Annotated in this window: 17 protein-coding genes; 2 read left to right on the top strand and 15 right to left on the bottom strand. The window is 73.5% G+C overall.

Translation table 11 applies throughout. The features are described 5' to 3' along the window. Positions 1-128 precede the first annotated feature (128 nt). From whiA to uvrC, 4 genes are read right to left on the bottom strand one after another with little or no spacing between them, the layout of a single operon-like run. Positions 129-1,118, bottom strand: coding sequence for a DNA-binding protein WhiA (gene whiA / locus ABZ193_RS27090; RefSeq protein WP_354711948.1), 990 nt, complete (start codon positions 1,116-1,118; stop codon positions 129-131). A gap of 9 nt (positions 1,119-1,127) precedes the next feature. Continuing rightward, on the bottom strand, positions 1,128-2,093 hold the full coding sequence (gene yvcK, locus ABZ193_RS27085; RefSeq protein WP_027936501.1) for a uridine diphosphate-N-acetylglucosamine-binding protein YvcK: 966 nt from the start codon (positions 2,091-2,093) through the stop codon (positions 1,128-1,130). Positions 2,094-2,101: 8 nt separating this feature from the next. Continuing rightward, on the bottom strand, positions 2,102-2,983 hold the full coding sequence (rapZ, locus tag ABZ193_RS27080) for an RNase adapter RapZ (RefSeq protein ID WP_017983053.1): 882 nt from the start codon (positions 2,981-2,983) through the stop codon (positions 2,102-2,104). Positions 2,984-2,994: 11 nt separating this feature from the next. Next, entirely contained in the window at positions 2,995-4,938 is a 1,944-nt protein-coding gene (uvrC, locus tag ABZ193_RS27075) for an excinuclease ABC subunit UvrC (protein ID WP_354711947.1), read from the bottom strand. Positions 4,939-5,028: 90 nt separating this feature from the next. Here uvrC and ABZ193_RS27070 point away from each other — a divergent pair, with 90 nt between their 5' ends. Beyond that, positions 5,029-5,805, top strand: a complete 777-nt coding sequence (locus ABZ193_RS27070) for an exodeoxyribonuclease III (RefSeq protein WP_237339445.1) — start codon at positions 5,029-5,031, stop codon at positions 5,803-5,805. Between the two features lie 150 nt (positions 5,806-5,955). Here the strand turns inward: ABZ193_RS27070 and ABZ193_RS27065 are convergent, their stop codons facing one another. The 9 genes from ABZ193_RS27065 to ggt form a co-directional block, all read right to left on the bottom strand. Further along, positions 5,956-6,420 carry a PH domain-containing protein gene (locus tag ABZ193_RS27065; protein WP_354711946.1) on the bottom strand — a complete coding sequence of 155 codons (465 nt, stop codon included), beginning with the start codon at positions 6,418-6,420 and terminating at the stop codon, positions 5,956-5,958. Further along, on the bottom strand, positions 6,417-6,923 hold the full coding sequence (ribH, locus tag ABZ193_RS27060; protein ID WP_020422338.1) for a 6,7-dimethyl-8-ribityllumazine synthase: 507 nt from the start codon (positions 6,921-6,923) through the stop codon (positions 6,417-6,419). Before ribH ends, ABZ193_RS27065 begins: the two co-directional genes overlap by 4 nt. Continuing rightward, complete coding sequence (locus ABZ193_RS27055; RefSeq protein WP_039791936.1) at positions 6,920-8,230, bottom strand: bifunctional 3,4-dihydroxy-2-butanone-4-phosphate synthase/GTP cyclohydrolase II; 1,311 nt, start codon at positions 8,228-8,230, stop codon at positions 6,920-6,922. The genes ribH and ABZ193_RS27055 overlap by 4 nt, the downstream gene beginning before the upstream one ends. Beyond that, positions 8,227-8,862, bottom strand: coding sequence for a riboflavin synthase (locus ABZ193_RS27050; protein WP_020422340.1), 636 nt, complete (start codon positions 8,860-8,862; stop codon positions 8,227-8,229). Before ABZ193_RS27050 ends, ABZ193_RS27055 begins: the two co-directional genes overlap by 4 nt. Before the next feature lie 23 nt (positions 8,863-8,885). After that, positions 8,886-9,575 carry a ribulose-phosphate 3-epimerase gene (rpe, locus tag ABZ193_RS27045; RefSeq protein ID WP_020422341.1) on the bottom strand — a complete coding sequence of 230 codons (690 nt, stop codon included), beginning with the start codon at positions 9,573-9,575 and terminating at the stop codon, positions 8,886-8,888. Between the two features lie 44 nt (positions 9,576-9,619). Continuing rightward, positions 9,620-10,129 carry a flavoprotein gene (locus tag ABZ193_RS27040; RefSeq protein WP_020422342.1) on the bottom strand — a complete coding sequence of 170 codons (510 nt, stop codon included), beginning with the start codon at positions 10,127-10,129 and terminating at the stop codon, positions 9,620-9,622. Beyond that, positions 10,126-11,541 (bottom strand): transcription antitermination factor NusB, encoded by a 1,416-nt coding sequence (locus ABZ193_RS27035; RefSeq protein ID WP_354711944.1) that lies wholly within the window; start codon positions 11,539-11,541, stop codon positions 10,126-10,128. The genes ABZ193_RS27040 and ABZ193_RS27035 overlap by 4 nt, the downstream gene beginning before the upstream one ends. Further along, on the bottom strand, positions 11,538-12,464 hold the full coding sequence (gene fmt / locus ABZ193_RS27030; protein WP_354711942.1) for a methionyl-tRNA formyltransferase: 927 nt from the start codon (positions 12,462-12,464) through the stop codon (positions 11,538-11,540). Before fmt ends, ABZ193_RS27035 begins: the two co-directional genes overlap by 4 nt. 118 nt (positions 12,465-12,582) lie before the next feature. After that, on the bottom strand, positions 12,583-14,358 hold the full coding sequence (ggt, locus tag ABZ193_RS27025; protein WP_354711940.1) for a gamma-glutamyltransferase: 1,776 nt from the start codon (positions 14,356-14,358) through the stop codon (positions 12,583-12,585). A 51-nt stretch (positions 14,359-14,409) separates the two neighbouring features. Between ggt and ABZ193_RS27020 the strand changes: the two genes are divergently transcribed. Continuing rightward, the gene (locus tag ABZ193_RS27020) at positions 14,410-14,946 is read left to right on the top strand and encodes a hypothetical protein (RefSeq protein ID WP_354711939.1); all 537 of its coding nucleotides are present in this window, start codon (positions 14,410-14,412) and stop codon (positions 14,944-14,946) included. Here ABZ193_RS27020 and ABZ193_RS27015 read toward each other — a convergent pair. Further along, on the bottom strand, positions 14,925-15,317 hold the full coding sequence (locus ABZ193_RS27015; RefSeq protein ID WP_354711938.1) for a hypothetical protein: 393 nt from the start codon (positions 15,315-15,317) through the stop codon (positions 14,925-14,927). The genes ABZ193_RS27020 and ABZ193_RS27015 overlap by 22 nt on opposite strands. Before the next feature lie 172 nt (positions 15,318-15,489). Next, entirely contained in the window at positions 15,490-17,553 is a 2,064-nt protein-coding gene (locus ABZ193_RS27010) for a primosomal protein N' (RefSeq protein ID WP_354711936.1), read from the bottom strand. Positions 17,554-17,561 lie beyond the last annotated feature (8 nt).

Below are 17,561 nucleotides of genomic sequence, written 5' to 3'. Positions count from 1 at the left end.
AAGGTTGGCATGTTCGGCCGCCGGTTGGCGGCCTGGGTTGCGGCCCTGGCTCAAGGTGATCGTTGCGTGTCAGGCGACGGGATGACCACCCAGCTCGGGTTGTGTTCAAAGATTGGCGCTGTGCGCCGTTAAACGCTTTCCTCTTCGAGCATTTCCGGGGTCACGGCGCTTTCGGTGTCGGGGATGTTCAGTTCCTTCGCCCGCTTGTCGGCCATGGCGAGCAGGCGCCTGATGCGGCCGGCCACCGCGTCCTTCGTCATCGGGGGGTCGGCCAGCTGGCCCAGCTCCTCCAGCGACGCCTGCCGGTTCTCCAGCCGCAACCGTCCGGCGGCGAGCAGGTGTTCGGGTGCGGTGTCGGCCAGGATGTCCAGCGCTCGCTCCACCCTGGCGGCCGCCGCGACCGCTGCTCGTGCGCTGCGCCGCAGGTTGGCGTCGTCGAAGTTGGCCAGGCGGTTGGCCGTCGCCCGGACCTCGCGGCGCATCCGGCGCTCTTCCCACTGCAGGACGCTCGTGTGGGCGCCCAAGCGGGTCAGCAGGGCGCCGATGGCGTCGCCGTCGCGGACCACCACCCGGTCGGCTCCCCGCACCTCCCTCGACTTCGCCTGGATGCCCATCCGCCGGGCCGCGCCCACGAGCGCCAGCGCCGCCTCCGGGCCGGGGCAGGTGACCTCCAGCGAAGACGACCGGCCGGGCTCGGTCAGCGAACCGTGCGCCAGGAACGCGCCCCGCCACGCGGCCTCGGCGTCGGCGATCCCGCCGGACACCACCGCGGCGGGCAGGCCCCGCACCGGGCGGCCCCGCTGGTCGATCAGGCCCGTCTGCCGGGCCAGGCTTTCGCCGTCCTGAACCACCCGGACGATGTACCTCGTCGTCTTCCGCAGCCCGCCCGCGGACAGCACGTGCACGTCCGAGTGGTGGCCGTACAGCTCGTGGATCTCCTTGCGCAGTCGCCGCGCGACCGAACCCGTGTCGAGCTCGGCCTCCACCACCACCCGTCCCCCCACGATGTGCAAGCCCCCGGCGAAGCGCAGCATCGACGCGACTTCGGACCGGCGCGGCCCGATCTTCGTGATCTGCAGCCTGCTGAGCTCGTCCTTCACGGCGGCGGTCATCGCCATGGCCCCTCCCTACCCTTTCCGGCCCTCGGTCCCGCTGAGACCGAGAGCTTCCCGCACACAGCTCGCCAGCGCATCCGGATCGTGCACACCCTCGCGACCAGGGTCCGCCACGTCCGCCAGAAGCGCCTTGGCCCCCAGTCCCGCCGCCGCGTCCCGCAGGCGGGCCGGTGCCGGCACCGAATCCCGGTCGGCGATCACCGCGTCCACCCGCAGCCCGGGCGCGTGCTGGAAGAGTACGTCCAAGTGCCGTTCGGGTGAGAACCCCGCCGTCTCACCCGGCTGAGGGACGAGGTTCAGGACCACGATCTTCGTCGCCTCGGTGCGCAGCAGCGCGTCGTGCAGGCCGGGCACCATCAGGTGCGGGATGACGCTCGAAAACCACGACCCCGGCCCCAGGAACACCGCCTCGGCGTCCAGCACGGCCTGCACCGCTTCGTCGCACGCGGCGGGCACCCCGCCGGGCCGCCGCGGCGTGCGCAGCGTGATCCGCTCGACCCGGCCCGGCGTGCTCGCCACCGCGACCTGGCCGCGGATGCGGCGCAGCGTCCCGTCGTCGTCGAGGCCGGACACCTCCGCCTCGATCTCCAGCGGCTCCGGCGACATCGGCAGCACCCGGCCGGACACCCCCAGCAGCCGCCGCGCCTCGTCCAGCGCGGCCACCGGATCGCCCAGCACCTCGAACAACCCGGCCAGCACCAGGTTGCCGACCGCGTGCCCGGTGAGGGCGCCGCTGCCGCCGAAGCGGTGCTGGAACACCTCCGCCCACAACGACTCGCCCTTCTCGGCGACCGCCAGCGCGGCCAAGGCCTGCCGCAGGTCCCCCGGCGGCAGCAGACCCAGCTCACGCCGCAGCCTGCCCGACGAACCACCGTCGTCGGCGACCGTGACCACCGCGGTCACGTCCGGGGTCAGCCGCCGCAACGCGGTCAGCGTCGCGTGCAGCCCGTGACCACCACCCAGCGCGACGGCGCGCAACGTCGGAGTCACTCGCGTCCCAGGTCCCGGTGGATGACCTTCACCGCCATACCGTCCTCATTGGACAGCAGCCGGGACAGCTCCTCGGAGATCGCGACACTCCGGTGCTTCCCGCCGGTGCAGCCCACCGCCAGCGTCAGGTACCGCTTGCCCTCGCGCCGGTAGCCGGCGCCGATCAGGCGCAGCAGCTGGTGGTAGCGGTCGAGGAACTCCTCGGCGCCCTCCTGCGACAGCACGTAGTTGCGCACCTCCGCGTCCAGCCCGGTGTGGTCGCGCAGCTCCGGAATCCAGAACGGGTTCGGCAGGAACCGCACGTCCATCACCAGGTCGGCGTCCATCGGCAGGCCGTACTTGTAGCCGAAGGACAGCACGGTGACCCGCGTCTGCGTCGCCGACTCGGTGCCGAACGCGTCCTCGATCTTGGCCCGCAGGTCGTGCACCGACAGCGCGGAGGTCTCCAGCACCAGGTCGGCCTCCTCGCGCAGCGGCGCGAGCATCTGCCGTTCGGCGGTGATGCCGTCGATCAGGCGGCCGTCGCCCTGCAGCGGGTGGCCGCGGCGCACCTGCTCGAACCGGCGCACCAGCACCGCGTCCGTGGCCTCCAGGAACAGCACCCGCGGCTTGTAGCCGCGCGCGTCGAGGTCCTTGATGATGGAGGACAGGTCGTCGGTGAACGCGCGCGAGCGCACGTCCATCACGACGGCCACCTTCGTGATCGCGCCGCGGGCCTGCGCCCCCAGCTCGACCATGGTCGCGATCAGCTCGGGCGGCAGGTTGTCCACCACGAACCAGCCCAGATCCTCCAGGCACTTCGCGGCCGTGCTGCGGCCGGCGCCGGACAGGCCGGTCACCACCGCGACCTCCATGCCGGTGCCCCGGTCCTCGGCCATCGTCTCTCCCGTCACTGCTTCTCCGACTCCCCTTGCGAGGCCAACGCCGCGAAGATCGCCTCGGCCGTGCGCTTCCCCACGCCAGGCACCTGCGCGATCTCGTCCACCCCTGCTTCCTTCAGCCGCTTCACCGAGCCGAAGTGCTTGATCAGCGCGGCCCGCCGCGCCTGCCCCAGCCCCGGCACACCGTCCAAAGCGGACACCTGAACGCGCTTGGCGCGCTTCTGCCGGTGGTAGGCGATCGCGAACCGGTGCGCCTCGTCCCGCACCCGCTGCAGCAGGTACAGGGCCTCCGAGGTGCGCGGCAGGATCACCGGATCGGGGTCGCCGGGCAGCCACACCTCCTCCAGCCGCTTCGCCAGGCCGACCACGGCGACGTCGGTGATGCCCATCTCCGCCAGCACGTCCGCCGCCGCCGTCGCCTGCGGGCCCGCGCCGTCGACCACGAGCAGGTTCGGCGGGTACGCGAACTTGCGCGGCCGCCCGGTCTCCGGGTCGATGCCCGGCTTCTCGCCCGCCAGGCCCTCCTGGGTTTCGGTCTGGTAGCGAGCGAACCGCCGCCGCACGACCTCGGCAATGGAGGCGACATCCCCCTCGGTGGCGGCCTCCCGCAGCGCGAACCGCCGGTACTCCGACTTGCGCGCCACGCCGTCCTCGAACACCACCAGCGACGCCACCACGTCGGTGCCCTGCGTGTGGCTGATGTCGACGCACTCGATGCGCAGCGGCGCGCTGTCCAGGCCGAGGTGCTCCTGCAGCTCGGCCAGCGCGGCCGACCGCGCGGTCAGGTCGCCCGCGCGGCGCAGCTTGTGCTGCTGGAACGCCTCCTGCGCGTTGCGCTCCACCGTCTCGGCGAGCGCGCGCTTGTCGCCGCGCTGCGGCACCCGCAGCTGCACCCGCGAGCCGCGCAGCCCGGACAGCCACTCGGTCATCGCCTCGGCGTCCTCGGGCAGCTCCGGCACCAGCACCTCGCGCGGCACCGGCGTGCCCAGGTCGGTGCCCTGCTCGGCCAGCTCGACCTGCTCGCCGTAGAACTGGGTGAGGAACTGCTCCACGAGCTCGGGCACGCCCATCTCGTCGGCCTTGTCGATCACCCAGCCGCGCTGGCCGCGCACCCGGCCGCCGCGCACGTGGAAGACCTGGACCGCGGCCTCCAGCTCGTCGTGGGCGAAGGCGACCAGGTCGGCGTCCGTGCCGTCGCCGAGCACCACGGCCTGCTTCTCCATCGCCCGCCGCAGCGCGCCGATGTCGTCGCGCAGGCGGGCGGCCTTCTCGAACTCCAGGTTCTCGGCCGCCTCGGCCATGTCCCGCTCCAGCTTGCGCACCATCGCGTCGGTGCGGCCGGAGAGGAAGTCGCAGAAGTCTTCCACGATGTCCCGGTGCTCCTCGGCGCTGACGCGGCCCACGCACGGGGCGGAGCACTTGTCGATGTAGCCGAGCAGGCACGGGCGGCCGATCTGGCCGTGGCGGCGGAACACGCCGTTGGAGCAGGTGCGGGCCGGGAACACGCGCAGCAGCAGGTCGAGCGTCTCGCGGATCGCCCACGCGTGGGCGTACGGGCCGAAGTACCGGACGCCCTTCTTGCGCGGGCCGCGGTAGACGTGCAGCCGCGGGAACTCCTCGTGCAGGGTCACCGCCAGCACCGGGTAGGACTTGTCGTCGCGGTAGCGGACGTTGAACCGCGGGTCGAACTCCTTGATCCAGTTGTACTCGAGCTGGAGGGCCTCGACCTCGGTGGAGACCACGGTCCACTCGACGCTGGCCGCGGTGGTCACCATCTGCCGGGTGCGCGGGTGCAGCCCGGACAGGTCGGCGAAGTAGGAGTTCAGCCGGCTGCGCAGGCTCTTGGCCTTGCCGACGTAGATGACCCGCTTGGTCGCGTCGCGGAACTTGTAGACGCCGGGCTCTTCCGGGATGCTCCCCGGCGAGGGACGGTAGGTGGACGGGTCAGCCACGCCCTCCAGCCTATGGCTCGGGTGTGACAGTCCGACGCACCCCTCCCGCCGCGTGCGGCCGGGCCGGGCGGGTATGCGATTCTCGGGATCATGCGCATCGCCACCTGGAACGTCAACTCCGTCACCGCGCGGCTGCCGAAGCTGCTGTCCTGGCTCGAGACCGCCCAGCCGGACGTGGTGTGCCTGCAGGAGCTGAAGTGCGCCACGGAGGCGTTCCCCGCCGAGGTGGCCGCGGCGGGCTACGAGGTGGCGGCGTACGGGACCGGCCGGTGGAACGGCGTGGCGATCCTGTCCCGGGTGGGCCTGGCGGACGTGCGGCGCGGGCTGGACGGCGAGCCGACGTTCGACGACGTCTCCGAGCCGCGCGCGATCGGCGCGACGTGCGGCGGGGTGCGGGTCTGGTCCGTGTACGTGCCCAACGGGCGGGAGGTGGCGCACCCGCACTACGCGTACAAGCTGCAGTGGCTGTCGGCGCTGCGGGCGACGGTCGCGGCTGAGGCGGCGGAGGACCGGCCGTTCGCAGTGCTGGGCGACTTCAACATCGCGCCGACCGATGCCGACGTCTGGGACATCACGTTGTTCGACGGCATGACCCACGTGACCGAGGCGGAGCGAGCGGCGCTGGCGGCGCTGCGCGAGGCGGGCCTGGAGGAGGTCCTGCCGCGCGCCCTGAAGTACGACACGCCCTACACGTACTGGGACTACCGGCAGCTGGCGTTCCCGAAGAACAACGGGATGCGGATCGACCTCGTCTTCGGATCGGCGAAGTTCACGGGCGCGGTGAGCGACGCGTACGTGGACCGGGAGGCGCGCAAGGGCAAGGGCACGTCGGACCACGCGCCGGTGGTGGTGGACCTGACGGTCTGACCCGCCGCGCGGGGCGCGAACGTGGAGTTCACGCTCCTGAACGCAGAACTCGCTGTCCCGAACGTGGGACTCGCCGGCGCCACGCGAGTCCCACGCTCACGCGCGCGAGTTCTGCGCTCGGGCGGTCCGGGCAGGGGTGGACGGGCGAGCTCAGTCCTGCGCGGCCCAGGCTTCCTTGTGCAGCCGGCGCAGCGTGCGCACCGCCTCGACCGCGCGGTCCCGGTCGACCGCCTGGATCGCCAGCATCGCGTAGTACTCGTCCTCCGGCAGCTCCAGCCGGGCGAACGAGGCGCCGTCGGGGAAGCTTACCGACAGCACCTCCAGCCAGCTGAACCGGCGCCCCACCAGCACGTTGCGCACCTGCACGCCCGAGGCGTCCGCCCGCACCCTGGGCGTCGCGAACAGCATCGTCGCCCCGGCGAGCAGCAGTCCGATGAACACCATGGCGACCTGGTCGGACCGCTGGAAGATCACGCCGGTGTCCGAGCCGCGCAGCAGGATCGCCACGACCACGAACACCGCCAGCAGCACGACCGCCAGCACCGCCGACATCCACGTCGCCCGGTGCGGCCGGAACACCACGGCCTCCGACTTCTCCGCCACGGCTGCGCTCACACGAACTTCCGATCGGTCCACGGCTGCCGCAGCGACCGCAGCACGTGCGCCGCGTCCAGCGCCGCCTGCGTGGCCTCGCGGCCCTTGTCCTCCTTCGACCCGGGCAGCCCGGACCGGTCCAGCGCCTGCTGCTCGGTGTCGCAGGTCAGCACCCCGTTGCCGACGGGCGTGCCCTCGTCCAGCGCGACCCGCGTCAGGCCGGCCGTCACCGCGTCGCACACGTACTCGAAGTGCGGCGTGCCGCCGCGGATGACCACGCCGAGCGCGACCACCGCGTCGTGCGTGCGGGCCAGCGCCTGCGCCACCACCGGCAGCTCCACCGCGCCGGCGACGCGCACCACCGTCGGCTCCTCCGACAGCTTCGCCTCGCGCACGGCCTTCAGCGCGTTCTCCAGCAGGGCGTCGGTGATCTTCGCGTGCCACCGCGTGGCCACGATGCCCAGCCGCAGGTTCTCGCACTCGCTCAGGTCGAGCTCGACGTCCGGCCTGCCCTCACCACTCACTGGGATGCACCGTTCCCGTTCCGTGCCTCCAGGTCGGCGCCGACCTGGTCGAACTCCTCCAGGTTGGACAGGTCGTGGCCCATCCGGTCCCGCTTCGTGCGCAGGTAACGCAGGTTCTCCGGGTTCGGCGAGATCGGCAGCGGCACCCGGCCGGTGACCTTCAGGCCGTAGCCCTCCAGGCCGATGCGCTTCGCCGGGTTGTTCGTCAGCAGCCGCATCGACCGCACACCCAGGTCGCACAGGATCTGCGCGCCCGTGCCGTAGTCGCGGGCGTCCGCGGGCACCCCGAGCGCCAGGTTCGCGTCCACCGTGTCCGCGCCGAGGTCCTGCAGCTGGTAGGCCTGCAGCTTGTGCAGCAGCCCGATGCCACGGCCTTCGTGGCCGCGGATGTAGAGCACGACACCCCGGCCCTCGTCGGCGACGATCCGCAGCGCCGCGTCCAGCTGCGGGCCGCAGTCGCAGCGCAGCGAGCCGAACACGTCGCCGGTGAGGCACTCCGAGTGCACCCGCACCAGGATGTCCTCGCCGTCGCCGATCTCGCCGTACACGAACGCGACGTGCTCGATGCCGTCCAGCAGGCTGTCGTAACCGACGGCGCGGAACACGCCGGCCTCGAGCGGGATGCGCGCCTCGGCGACCCGCTCGACCTGCTTCTCGTGGCGGCGCCGGTAGGCGATCAGGTCGGCGATCGTGATGATCTGCAGGTCGTGGTCGGAGGCGAACACCTCCAGCTCGTCCCGGCGCGCCATGTCCCCCTCGTCCTTCTGGGAGACGATCTCGCACAGCACGCCCGACGGGTGCAGCCCGGCCATGCGGGCCAGGTCGACGGAGGCCTCGGTGTGCCCGGGGCGGCGCAGCACGCCGCCCTCCTTGGCGCGCAGCGGGACCACGTGCCCCGGCCTGCGGAAGTCGCTCGCCTGCGACTTCGGGTCCGCGAGCAGCCGGATCGTGTGCGCCCGGTCGGAGGCGGAGATGCCGGTGGTGATGCCCTCGGCCGCGTCCACCGTGACCGTGTACGCGGTGCCGCGCTGGTCCTGGTTCGTGTGGTACATCGGCGGGAGGTCCAGCCGGTTGCAGTCCTCCTCGGTGAGCGCCACGCAGACGTAGCCCGAGGTGTAGCGCACCATGAAGGCGAGCAGCTCCGGCGTCGCCTTCTCGGCGGCGAAGATCAGGTCGCCCTCGTTCTCGCGGTCCTCGTCGTCGACGACGACCACCGGCCGCCCGGCGGCGATGTCCGCGATCGCCTTCTCGATGCCGGCGACGTCGACCGGCACCCCCGCCCCGCACGGTGTTGCTGCGCTGCTCACGCGTCCTCCTTCGAGCCTGCCCCGGCTCCAGTGTGCTCCGTGCGGCCGGGCAGATGGGGCGTCGCGAGCTTCTCCACGTACTTGGCGAGCACGTCGACCTCGAGGTTCACCGGATCACCCGGCTCGGCACGGCCGAGGGTGGTCAGTTCCAGTGTCGTCGGAATCAGCGCCACGGAGAACTCGTCGTTCGTCACACTCGCCACGGTGAGCGAGATGCCGTCGACCGCGATCGAGCCCTTCTCCACGACGTAGCGGGACAGCCCCTCCGGCAGCGCGAACCGGGTCAGCCCGTCCGGATCGCGGGACAGGAACACCCCGGTGCCGTCGACGTGGCCCTGCATGATGTGCCCGCCGAGCCGGTCCCCGACCGCGGTCGCGCGCTCCAGGTTCACCCGGTCACCGACGGCAATCCGGGCCAGCCGGGACCGCTGCAACGTTTCGTGCACCACGTCGACGGTGAACTCGGCGCCGAACACGTCGACGACGGTCAGGCACACCCCGCTGACGGCGATCGAGTCGCCGTGCTTGGCGTCGGAGGTCACCACGGGCCCGCGCACGGTGAGCCGCGCGGCGTTGGGAACCTGCTCGACGGCGGTGATCTCGCCGAGCTCCTCCACAATCCCGGTGAACACTGGCGCGCCCCTCCTTGTCGGTGTCAGTGTGCCGCGCCTGCGCGGGCGGCACGTTCGCGCAGGGCCGCGACGGCCTTGCCGGGGTCTTCCGCGCCGTAGACGGCGGAGCCGGCGACGAAGCAGTCCACGCCGGCCTCGGCGGCCTGCTCGATCGTGTCGGCATTGATGCCGCCGTCGATCTCCACGACCAGCTTGAGGTGGCCGGTGTCGACGAGGCGGCGCGCGGTGCGGACCTTCTCCAGCACGTCCGGGATGAACGACTGGCCGCCGAAGCCCGGCTCGACCGACATCACCAGCAGCGTGTCGTAGTGCTTGAGGGTCTCGACGTGGTCCTCCAGCGGGGTGCCCGGCTTGATGGACAGCCCGGCCTTGGCGCCCGCGGCACGCAGGTTCTTCGCCAGCATCACCGGGTCGGCGGCGGCCTCGACGTGCACGGTGACGTTGTAGGCGCCGGCCTCGGCGTAACCGATGGCCCAGCGGTCCGGGTCCTCGATCATCAGGTGGCAGTCCAGCGGGATGTCTGTGGCCGTCAGCAGCGACTGCACGACCGGCAGGCCCAGCGTCAGGTTGGGCACGAAGTGGTTGTCCATGACGTCCACGTGGACCCAGTCGGCCCTGGTGTCGCCCGCACCGGCGACAGCGTGGATCTCCTCGCCCAGACGGGCGAAGTCGGCGGACAGGATGCTGGGCGCGATGAGAGGTCGGTGGGCCACGGTTACGGAGTGTAGATCGTGCGTCCGCGCGCCCGTGGCCCCACTCATCCTGTGGACGCGGGCAGCAGGTCCAGGATCTCCGACCAGGGCTTGCCGTACTCCAGCCGCCGCACCCGCACGCCCGCCTCGGCGAGGGTGTCCAGGTGCCGCCGCCAGGCCGGGTGCCGGAACCGGGCGTCCTGCACCTGGTATCCGACGATGATCGTCACGGCCGGATCGCCGAGCACGTCACCCAGGACGGTGAGGGCCTGGTTGTCGGCGATGCCCAGCGCGAGCTTGGCGACCGAGTTGGCCGACGCCGGCGCGAACAGGAAGACCGGCGGGTCCGGGTGCGGGCGCGGCTCGCCGGGCAGCCGCGAGGCGGCGCGGACCGGCAGGTCGGTCAGCGCGGCCAGCGGCTCGAGTTCACCGGCCGCGTCCAGCCAGCGGTGCGCGGTCGGCGTGAGCGTGATCGCGAGCCGGTGGCCGCGGGCGGCGGCGGGCGCGGCCAGCTCGGCGCGGAACCGGGTGTCCAGTCCCCCGCACGAGCTGCCGATCAGGCCGAGGACGGTCACGGCTTGCGCAGCACGGCGCAGAACATCGCGTCCGTGCCGTGCCGGTGCGGCCACAGCTGCACGTACGGCCCGTCGCCGAGCTGGGGCACGCCGGGGAAGAACTCGCGCGCGTCCAGCACCTCGGCCTTGCTGCGGCGGGCGATCTCGCCGACGACGCCCTCGGTCTCGGCCAGGTGCGGCGAGCAGACGACGTATGCCACCACGCCACCGGAGCGGGTGAGGTCCAGCGCCGAGGTGAGCAGCTCGCCCTGCAGCCTGGTCAGGTCCGGCACGTCGGAGGGCTTGCGCCGCCACCGCGCCTCGGGGCGGCGGCGCAGCGCGCCCAGGCCGCTGCACGGCGCGTCGACCAGGACGCGGTCGAAGCCGGGTTCCAGGCCGGGGTCGCGGCCGTCGGCGACGTGCACGGTGACCGGCAGGCCCTCGGTCGCCTGCTCGACGAGCTTCGCGCGGTGCGGAGCCTGCTCGACGGCGTCCACGTGCGCTCCCTGGGTCGCGGCGAGCGCGCCGAGCATCCCGGCCTTGCCGCCGGGGCCCGCGCACAGGTCGAGCCAGCGCTCGTCGGCGCCCTCCAGCGGCACCCGGGTGAGCGCGACCGCGCACAGCTGGCTGCCCTCGTCCTGCACCACCGCGAGGCGCTCCCGGATCGGCTCCGAGTCGCCGGGGTCGCCCGCGCCCGCGGGCAGGTGCACGCCGTAGGGCGAGTACGGGGCGACGTCGCCGCCGGTGATGGCGGCCAGCTCGTCGGCGCTGATCTCACCGGGCCGGGCGGCCAGGTGGACGGCGGGGCGGGCGTCGTCGGCCTCCAGCGCCGCCTGCAGGTCGTCGCCCTTGTCGCCGAGCGCCTCGGCGAACGCGCGCGCCACCCACCGCGGGTGGGCGGTGCGCATCGCGAGGTGCCCGATCGGGTCCTTGTCGCGGTCCGGGGTCAGCTCCGCCATCCACGCGTCCTCGTCCTTCTCCGAGACGCTGCGCAGGACGGCGTTGACGAACCCGGCGACGTGCGAGCCGGCGTCGGCGCGGGCCAGGTCGACGGTCGAGGTGACCGCGGCGTGCTCCGGGATGCGGGTGCGCAGCAGCTGGTAGGCGCCGAGGCGGAGGCAGTCCAGGACCGGTCCGTCGACCTTGTCCAGCGGGCGGTCCAGGCACGCGGCGAGGATCGCGTCGAGCGTGCCCTGGGCGCGGGAGGCGCCGTAGGCGAGCTCGGTGGCCAGCGCGGCGTCCCGGCCGGACAGCCGGTTGCGGCGCAGCATGTCGGGCAGCACGAGGTTGGCGTAGGCGTCGCGCTGGCGGACGGCGCGCAGCACCTCCAGCGCGACGCGGCGCGCCGGGTCCTCGGCCGGCGGGCGGCGGGGGCCCTGTTTGCGGGGCGCCGGTCGGCCGCGCTGGGGCCGGGCAGGCCTGCGCTCGTTCATGACAGCCGTTCTCCTTGCTCGATGCGGGTGCCGCGGGCCCAGTCGGTGGCCGCCATGCGTTTCTTGCCCTGCGCCTGGACCTCGCCCAGCCGCACCGGTTTCGTCGCCGTGCCCGCCAGGACGCGCTTGCGCTCGACGCGCAGCTCGCCGGGCGCCAGCGGGGGCTCGTCGACGATCGTGACCGGGCCGAGCTTGAAGCGTTCGCCGCGGAACTCGGTCCACGCGCCCGGATCCGGCGTGACCGAGCGGATCAGGCGGTCGACCGCGGCGGCCGGGTCGGTGAACGTGACACGCGCGTCCTCGACGCTGACCTTCGGTGCGTAGGTGACGCCGTCGGCGGGCTGGGGCACCGCCTGGACCTCGCCGTCCTCGATGCCGTCCAATGTGGATGCCAGGAGGCGGGCGCCGGAGACCGCGAGGCGGTCCAGGAGGGCGCCCGCGGTGTCGTCGCCGGCGATCTTCTCGGTGACCACGCCGAAGACCGGGCCCGCGTCGAGTTCCTTGACGATGCGGAAGGTGGACGCGCCGGTGATTTCGTCGCCGGCGCGGATGGCGGCCTGCACCGGCGCCGCGCCGCGCCACGCGGGCAGCAGCGAGAAGTGCAGGTTGATCCAGCCGTGCCGCGGGATGTCGAGGGTGCGCTGCGGCAGGAGCGCCCCGTAGGCGACGACGGGGCACGCGTCGGGGGCGAGTTCGGTCAGGCGCCGCAGGAAGTCCGGGTCGCCGGCCTTGGGCGGGGTGAGGACCTCGATGCCGTGTTCGTCGGCGAGGGCGCCGACGGGTGAGCGCAGCAGCTTGCGGCCCCGGCCCGCGGGCGCGTCGGGCCGCGTGACGACGGCGACGACCTCGTGCCGCGGCGAGTCGAGGAGCGCGCGCAGCGACGGCACGGCGGGTTCGGGGGTACCGGCGAAGACGAGGCGCATCAACGCACCTCGGCGACGGGTGTGGAGTGGGTGGGCATCGGAGCCAGTCTAGTGACCGGCCCCGGCGCCCCGCCCGGCCGGATCAGGGCGTCCGGCCGGGCGGGGGCGAGATCCGCGATCAGGGCGCGGGGTGCACCACCTGCGCCGCTCCCCCGCCGCGGCGCACCGGCTCGGCCGCGGCCAGCCACCGGCCGTCCGGGAGGCGCTCCACCCCCGTCGCGGCGCCTATCTCGGCCGGCGTCGACGAGAACAGCTGGCCCCGTGCCTGCAGGTCGGACGCCTCCCGCAGCGCGAGGAACGCCGGTTCGACCTGGGCGGGCCCGGAGTTGCGCTGCGAGGCCCGCGGCGCGGCGATCGCCTCCTCCAGCGACAGCCCGCGGTCCAGCCGGCCGAGCAGCACCTGCAGCACCGTCGTGATGATCGACGCGCCACCGGGCGAACCAGTGGCGAGCAGCGGCTTGCCGTGCTCCAGGATGATCGTCGGCGCCATCGACGACCGCGGCCGCTTGCCCGGGCCGGGCAGGTTCGGGTCGGGCACGCCCGGGGTGACCGGGGTGAACGAGAAGTCGGTCAGCTCGTTGTTGAGCAGGAAACCGCGGCCGGGCACCACGATGCCGCTGCCGCCCTCCTGCTCGATCGTCAGCGTGTAGGCGACCACGTTGCCCCACCGGTCGGCGACGGTCAGGTGGGTGGTGTTCTCGCCCTCGTACGGGGTCGGCGCCGCGGTCCCGGCCGCGCACGGCTGCGGGTGGCGCGGGTCCCCGGCGGCGACGGTGCCCTCCGCCGCGCGGGACGGGTCGATCAGGCACGCGCGGCTGTCCGCGAACCGCTGGCTGAGCAGCTCCCGCGCGGGCACGTCGACGAACGCCGGGTCGCCGATCCACCGGTTGCGGTCGGCGAACGCGAGACGGCTCGCTTCCAGGAAGTGGTGCAGGTAGTCGGCCTCGCCGAACCGGGCGACGTCGAAGTTCTCCAGGATGTTCAGCGCCTCGCCCACGGTCAGCCCGCCGGAGGACGGCGCGGGCATGCCGTAGACGTCGAGGCCGCGGTAGCGCGTGCGGGTGGGTTCGCGCTCCACCGTGCGGTAGGCGGCGATGTCGTCGGTGGTCAGCTTGCCGGGCCGGACGTTGAGCCCGGCGGCCGGATCGACCGGCGGCTGCTGCACGGTCGCCGCGATCTCCTCGGCGATCGGGCCGCGGTAGAGCGCGCGCACGCCCTGGCGTGCCAGCGTTTCGTAGGTCGCGGCCAGGTCCGGGTTGGCGAACGTGCTGCCGACCGCGGGCGGCGCGCCCCCGGGCAGGTACAGCTCGCGGGTGCTCGGGAACGCCGAGAAGCGCTGCGCGTTGTTGGCGATCTGCGTGTGGAAGGTCTGGTCCACGGTGAAGCCGTCGCGGGCCAGGCGGGCGGCGGGGCGCAGCACCTGGTTCAGCGACCGGGTGCCCCACTTGCGCAGCGCGTCCTGCCAGGTGGCCGGCGTGCCGGGCACGCCGACGGACAGGCCGCTGGTGACGGCCTCGGCGAACGGGATCGGCTGCCCGTTTTCGACGAAGAGGTTCTCGTCGGCGCTGGCGGGCGCGGTCTCGCGGCCGTCGAGGGTGTGGACCTGGCGGGTGCGGGCGTCGTAGTAGACGAAGAACCCGCCGCCGCCGATGCCGGCGGAGAAGGGGTCGGTGACGCCGAGGGCCGCGGCGGTGGCGACGGCCGCGTCCACCGCGTTGCCGCCTTCGGCCAGCACCCTGGTGCCGATCGCGGTGGCGTCGGCGTCGATGCTGGCGACCGCGCCGCCGAACCCGGTGGCGACCGGCTGTTTCGGTGGGGCCTCTTCGGCGTACGCGACGCCGGGGGCGAGCAGGACCGCACTGACGAGAACCGCGAAAGCACGCAGAGTCCGCATTTTCCGCAGTCTGCCCGGTTCCGCGCCCGCGCTCAACCGGAGCAGGGCAGGATGATCATCGTGTCCAGGATCAGCGCCGGCGAAGCGATCGGCTCCCTCATCGCGATCGTGTTCGGCCTCGTGTTCGTGCTCGTCAACAGCGGCGGGCTCGCCGCGCCGTGGCCGCTGGTGCTCCGGATCGCCGCAGCGGTGGTGGCGGTGGCGTTGTTCGTGCTGCTGGCGCGCCACGGGAAGCCGGTGGGCGGCGCGGGCACGACGTTCTTCGGCCGGCACCGGTTCTGGCTGATCGTCGCGGCCGAGGTGGTGGCGCTGTTCGGCGGGTTGTTCGTGATCAACGGCGTGCTCGGGCACGGCGAGGCGGGTGTCGCGTGGATCGCCGTGGTGGTCGGGGTGCACTTCGTCGCGATGGGGCGGGCGTTCCGGCTCGCCCGGTTCGTGACGCTGGGCGGGGCCATGACGGTGCTCGGGGTGGCCGGGTTCGTGCTCGCCGCCGTGGGCACGAGCGCGGCGGTGATCGGCCTGGTGGCGGGTGTGCTGTCCGGCTTCGCGTTGTTCGCCGCGGCCGGTCACGCGCTCGCCCCTAGATGAGTAATTCCGATCTGGGTCAGTGGTCGTAGGCGATCAGGGATCGGGTGGTGGGGTTGGCTGGTGGCGCGGTTGTGCCGGATGGCGGCGGTGAGCGCGAGGAGGCGTTGTGCGATGCGGGCGGCGACTCCTTCGATGGTGCGACCGCCGTGCAGCTCGAGGTCGAGTTGGCCGTTGAGGGTGGCGGACCGGTTTGAGCAGTTGCTGGGCCGGGTGCGGGGTGCGGTTGCGGTAGACGGTCGCAGCAGTCGCACTCCGCGGTCGGTCAGGTAGGTGTCCAGTTCTTGGGAGACGTAGCCCTTGTCGGCCAGGATGAGCAGTCCTGGCCGGTCGTGCAGCAGGGCGCGGTCGGCGTCCAGCACGGCCATCAGCACCTGGCGCTCGTCGATTTTGGGGGTGGCCTGCCGACGCGGGCGGGCGTACCGAGGTGGTCATCGATCTTGACGTACAGTGCGGTCAGAAGGGTGTTCAGGTCGGTCCTCACAAACTGATCTTGAACACCCTTCACCCATCTCCACGCACCACCCAGGGTTAGGACTTACTCATCTAGATGAGGGCCAGCGGGTCCAGCTGGATCCGCACCGCCGCGGTTTCCTTGCGCGCGGCCCGCGCGGCCTGCGCCGAGGCCAGGCAGGACGCCAGCGCCCGCCCGTCCGCGCGGGGCACGCGGATCAGCGCCCGCTCCCGCTCGGAGCGGCCCTCCTCGTCCGGCTCGGTCAGCGGCACCGGCCCGAGGACCTCCGCGGACGGCGGCAGCTCCGTCTCCGCGAGCAGCGCGGCCACCGCCTCCGGCGTGCCTTCCACGCTCGCCATCCGCACCGCGGGCGGGAAGCCCAGTTCGCGGCGCTCAGCCAGTTCCCGCTCGGCGTGCCAGGCCGGGTCCCAGCGGACCAGTGCCTGCACCGGCGCGAGCGGGGCCTCCGCGCCGACGACGACCCGGCCGCCCGCCGACGACGGCCGCACCAGCGCCGCCGCCGCCATCCAGCGCCGCAGCGTCTCCTCCGCCGCCCGCAGGTCCTGCCGCCCCAGCAGCGCCCAGCCGTCCAGCAGCAGCGCCGCGCCGTAGCCGCCCTCGGCCACCGGCTCGGCCCCGGGCGTGGACACGACCAGCGCCGGCCGCCCGGGCACGGACGCCAGCACCTCCCGCGCGCCCGAGGTGCGCACCGGCACGCCCGGGAACGCCCGGCCCAGCTCCTCCGCCGTCCGCTTCGCGCCGACCACCACCGCCCGCAGCCGCGCGGAACCGCAGGCCGGGCACCGGAAGTGCGCCTCGGGCGTGCCACACCACCGGCAGCTCGGCGGGTGCGCCACGTCGGCCCCCGCCCCGCCCGGCAACCCGAGCGGGCCGGCGCAACGGCGGCAGTGCGCGGGCGTCCGGCACTGCCCGCACGCCAGCGCGGGCACGTAACCGCGCCGGGGCACCTGCACCAGCACGGGCGCGCCGGCCGACAACGACTGCCGCGCGGCCTCGAACGCCACCGAGGGCAGCCGGGCCACGCGCGCGGCCTCGTCGCGCGCCACGTCGAAGTCCTCGCCGACCGGGGTCACGCGCGGCGCGGCCTTCCGCAGCTCGTCGCGGGATCCGCCGATCGGGTGCGCCCACCGCGTCTCGACCAGCAGCTGGGCCTCCGCGGTGCGGGCGAACCCGGCCGCGACGAACGACGCGCCCTGGGCGTGGGCCCGCAGCGCGAGCACGTCCCGCACCTGCGGGTACGGCATGTGCGGGTCGACGTGCAGGTCGTCGCCGTCGTCCCACACCACGAACAGCCCCGGGTCGGTGACCGGGGCGAACATCGCCGCGCGGGTGCCGACCACGATCGGCACCGACCCGCGCGACACCGCCAGCCACCGCCGGTACCGCTCGGCCGGCCCGGTGTCCGCGGACAACGCGACCACGGCGTCTTCACCGGCGACCCGCACGCACGCGTCGTGCAGGCGCGTCAGGTCGCGGTGGTCCGGCACGACCAGCAGCGCGCCGCGCCCGCTCGCGGCGGCGAGGGCCGCGAGTTCGGCCAGCCGCGCGGGCCAGTCCTCCCCCGGCAGCGCCTGCCACACGGCGTGGGCCTGCCGGGCGGCGCGCAGCGCGTCGGTGAACGACCCGCCGAACTGGTACCGCTGCCACGCCTGCGCCGAGGGCGCCTCGGTCACCTCGGCGCGCTCACGGGCGGGTTCGGACTCGGCCTTGGCGTGCCGGGGCGGGATGGCCAGCCGGAGCACGTCCATGAGGGTGCCGCCGTAGTGGTCGGCGACGCGGCGGGCCAGCCCGTAGAGGGTTGGCGACAGGACCGGCTCGGGCGAGGTGACCCGCTCCAGGAACGCCAGCCGCCCCTTGTGCTCGGTGGTGGACGCGCGCTCGACGAGGAAGCCGTCGACCAGCTGACCGGCGAACCGCACCCGCACGCGGCAGCCGGGCACCGCGTCGGCGTCGAGCTTGTCCGGCACCTGGTAGTCGAAGGTGCGGTCCAGGTGCGCGAGCGGCACGTCCACCACGATGCGCGCGACGGGATCCTTCTCCGCCGGCTTCTGCTGCCCCTTCCGGGACGCCGGACGCTTCGCCGCGGCCCGTTTCGGGGACGCGGGCAGGTCCCAGAGCGCGTCGGAAGAGGTCACGCTTGTTC

Origin of the sequence: Amycolatopsis sp. NPDC006125 (assembly GCF_040614195.1) — a bacterium.
GTDB classification, from domain to species: Bacteria; Actinomycetota; Actinomycetes; order Mycobacteriales; family Pseudonocardiaceae; genus Amycolatopsis_E; species Amycolatopsis_E tucumanensis.
This window is presented reverse-complemented; position numbering and strand designations above follow the sequence as displayed.

Coding starts and splice junctions, on each gene's coding strand:
- whiA (WP_354711948.1), bottom strand. CDS start 1,118: ATGGCGATGACCGCCGCCGTGAAGGACGAGCTCAGCAGGCTGCAGATC.
- rapZ (WP_017983053.1), bottom strand. CDS start 2,983: ATGGCCGAGGACCGGGGCACCGGCATGGAGGTCGCGGTGGTGACCGGC.
- ABZ193_RS27070 (WP_237339445.1), top strand. CDS start 5,029: ATGCGCATCGCCACCTGGAACGTCAACTCCGTCACCGCGCGGCTGCCG.
- ABZ193_RS27035 (WP_354711944.1), bottom strand. CDS start 11,541: ATGAACGAGCGCAGGCCTGCCCGGCCCCAGCGCGGCCGACCGGCGCCC.
- fmt (WP_354711942.1), bottom strand. CDS start 12,464: ATGCGCCTCGTCTTCGCCGGTACCCCCGAACCCGCCGTGCCGTCGCTG.
- ggt (WP_354711940.1), bottom strand. CDS start 14,358: ATGCGGACTCTGCGTGCTTTCGCGGTTCTCGTCAGTGCGGTCCTGCTC.
- ABZ193_RS27020 (WP_354711939.1), top strand. CDS start 14,410: ATGATCATCGTGTCCAGGATCAGCGCCGGCGAAGCGATCGGCTCCCTC.